This window comes from Candidatus Thioglobus sp., from assembly GCF_029243085.1.
Lineage (GTDB): Bacteria > Pseudomonadota > Gammaproteobacteria > PS1 > Pseudothioglobaceae > Thioglobus_A.
The window spans coordinates 1-2,748 of record NZ_JAQWSS010000021.1; the positions used below are offsets into that span (position 1 = coordinate 1).

Genomic DNA, 2,748 nt, shown 5'->3' on the forward strand with positions numbered 1-2,748 from the left:
CATCACCTGCATGAAAGACATTAGCCACTCTCAGTTGATATTTTTGAGATAGTTCATTAATTTTTTCAAGCATATCTGCCAGATGACGCCTTGGAATAGTGCCATCCATACAGTAATAGTCAGGTGAGAGTCGACCCACGGCAGGAAATGCCGATTTACGACCCTTCCATAGATCTAGTCGCTCTTGCTCATTACTCGAAACTTTGATACTTGAGGCGCCAGATAATACCTTTAATACAACATCCAACTCAGCCTGTACTTCGCTCTCGGTTCCATCCAATTCACAGAGTAATAATGCCTTTGCATCTACAGGATAGCCGACTTGAGCAAAGCCCTCTGCCGCTTCAATGGCAAAACTGTCCATCATTTCAAGGCCTGCAGGAATAACTCCGGCTTTAATAATGTCTGCCACAGAATTAGCACAATCACGCACTGAATCAAATCCTGCCATCACTACTCGGGCTAGATTCGGCTTTCTGGTTAACTTAACTGTAATCTCTACTATAACGCCAAGCAAACCTTCTGAGCCATTCATCAATGCTAATAGGCCCAAGCCCTGATCATTTCTTGATAATACAAGTTCTTCACCGTCGATAGTAAGAATCTTAACTGCTTCAACATTGTGCACGGTTAACCCATACTTTAGGCAATGTACGCCTCCTGAATTTTCAGCCACATTGCCACCAATACTGCAAGCAATTTGACTCGAAGGATCAGGCGCATAATACAAACCATAACTCTCAACAGCCTCACTAATGGCGATATTCCTAACGCCCGGCTCAACAATTGCTAATTGCTTGGTGGCATCAATATGTTTAACTTGATTAAGTTTTGATAAACCCAATACAATAGAATCGGACAAAGGCATCGCGCCACCTGCAAGACCAGTACCAGCACCACGAGTAACCACAGGCGTTTGGTGTGCTTTACAAATTCTCAACACTTGTTTGATTTGATCAATATTTTCTGGCAATACTACTGCCAACGGCTTTTGCCGGTAAACACTTAACCCGTCACACTCAAACGGACGTGTGTTTTCTGCACCGGTTAAAATAATACCCTTAGGCAGTATACGAGATAATTCTTGAATAATTGACATACAAGCAATTATAATGACTATTTTTTAATTTATTAACTCCAAAAAGACTTTGAAATCATTTAATCCACCAGTAAGAACTTTAATGGGTCCAGGCCCGTCAGACGTACACCCTAGAATTCTATCAGCAATGGCTCGACCGACTATTGGTCATCTAGACCCTGCTTTTGTTGGCATGATGAATGAAACCAAAGAGGGCTTGAAGTACATTTTTCAAACTGAAAACGAACTAACCATGCCGGTTTCCGCACCTGGATCTGCTGGTATGGAAACTTGTTTTGCTAATTTAGTTGAACCTGGCGACAAGGTCGTTGTGTGTATCAACGGCGTATTTGGTATGCGAATGAAAGAAAACATCACGCGCTTTGGTGGTGAGGCGATCGTTGTTGAAGATGATTGGGGTAATGCCATATCAACTGACAAGGTTGAGCAAGCATTAACAGAGAATCCAGATGCGAAAATCTTAGCTTTTGTTCATGCTGAAACCTCAACTGGTGCTAAATCTGATGCAAAAACCCTTTGTAAAATAGCCCATGATAACGATTGTGTGACAATCGTAGATGCAGTAACATCATTAGCTGGCTCCGAGTTACGTGTTGACGAATGGGAAATTGATGCAATTTATTCAGGTACGCAAAAATGTCTTTCAGCAATGCCGGGAATCTCTCCTGTTAGTTTTAACGAGCGCGCATTAACAAAAGTTAAAAACCGCAAGACACCAGTAACGTCATGGTTCTTAGATTTAAACTTAGTGATGGGTTACTGGGGTGAAGGTGCAAAAAGAACCTACCACCATACAGCACCTGTAAACACACTATATGGTTTACATGAGTCTTTGGTAATGATTTCAGAAGAAGGCTTAGAAAACTCGTGGGCTCGTCATCAAACAAACCATGAAGAATTAAAAACTGGTCTTGAGGCAATGGGCATTAACTTCTTAGTTAATGAATCTGATCGCCTCCCGCAACTGAATTCAGTATTCATCCCTGAAGGTGCTGACGATGCAAATGTGCGCTCAATCTTACTTAACGAGTACAATTTAGAAATTGGCGCAGGCCTTGGCGCTTATGCAGGAAAAGTATGGCGCATTGGTCTAATGGGTCACTCTTCTCGAAAAGAGAATATTGCATTATGTTTAGCTGCTCTTAAGGATGAATTAGGCAAATAATTTTAATTGTTTAAAGTAAAAAGGCGACCCTAGGGTCGCCTTTTTTAATGCGCAATTACAAGATTATTTGAGTTTAGCCAATAATTCTTCTTCCGTTTCTTTACGATCTGGATCAGGTAGACAACAATCAACTGGACAAACCTCGACACACTGAGGCTCGTCAAAATGGCCTACACATTCCGTGCATAGGTCGCCATCAATCTCATAAATCTCATCACCCATATAGATGGCATCATTTGGACATTCTGGTTCACAAACATCACAATTAATACACTCATCAGTAATTAATAAAGACATGACTTTCTCCTAATACAAAACAATAATAAAATTTAGTAGTATTTTACCGTATTGTTACCCTTATTTTTATTGTGTTTTGCGGTATCATCAATGGCTGTATTTATTCAGTAAAAATAACCTTATGTTGCGTCTATTTATCCTTCTTTCAACCGCGTTAATCTCACTATCCTCTCAAGCAAAACTCGCC

The 2,748-nt window shown here is 40.7% G+C and carries 3 protein-coding genes; 1 reads left to right on the forward strand and 2 read right to left on the reverse strand.

The genetic code is table 11. The features are described from left to right. A partial coding sequence (locus P8M52_RS01395) for an FAD-binding protein (RefSeq protein ID WP_300306269.1) occupies positions 1-1,099 on the reverse strand: 1,099 nt, incomplete at its 3' end. Positions 1,100-1,181: 82 nt separating this feature from the next. Here P8M52_RS01395 and P8M52_RS01400 point away from each other — a divergent pair. After that, positions 1,182-2,264 (forward strand): alanine--glyoxylate aminotransferase family protein, encoded by a 1,083-nt coding sequence (locus P8M52_RS01400; RefSeq protein ID WP_300306271.1) that lies wholly within the window; start codon positions 1,182-1,184, stop codon positions 2,262-2,264. A 63-nt stretch (positions 2,265-2,327) separates the two neighbouring features. Here P8M52_RS01400 and P8M52_RS01405 read toward each other — a convergent pair whose 3' ends face one another. Beyond that, on the reverse strand, positions 2,328-2,561 hold the full coding sequence (locus tag P8M52_RS01405; protein WP_300306274.1) for a YfhL family 4Fe-4S dicluster ferredoxin: 234 nt from the start codon (positions 2,559-2,561) through the stop codon (positions 2,328-2,330). Positions 2,562-2,748: the final 187 nt, after the last annotated feature.

What these genes read in the sequence shown, in the direction of transcription:
- P8M52_RS01400 (WP_300306271.1), top strand. Translation starts at nt 1,182, where the DNA reads ATGGGTCCAGGCCCGTCAGACGTACACCCTAGAATTCTATCAGCAATG.
- P8M52_RS01405 (WP_300306274.1), bottom strand. Translation starts at nt 2,561, where the DNA reads ATGTCTTTATTAATTACTGATGAGTGTATTAATTGTGATGTTTGTGAA.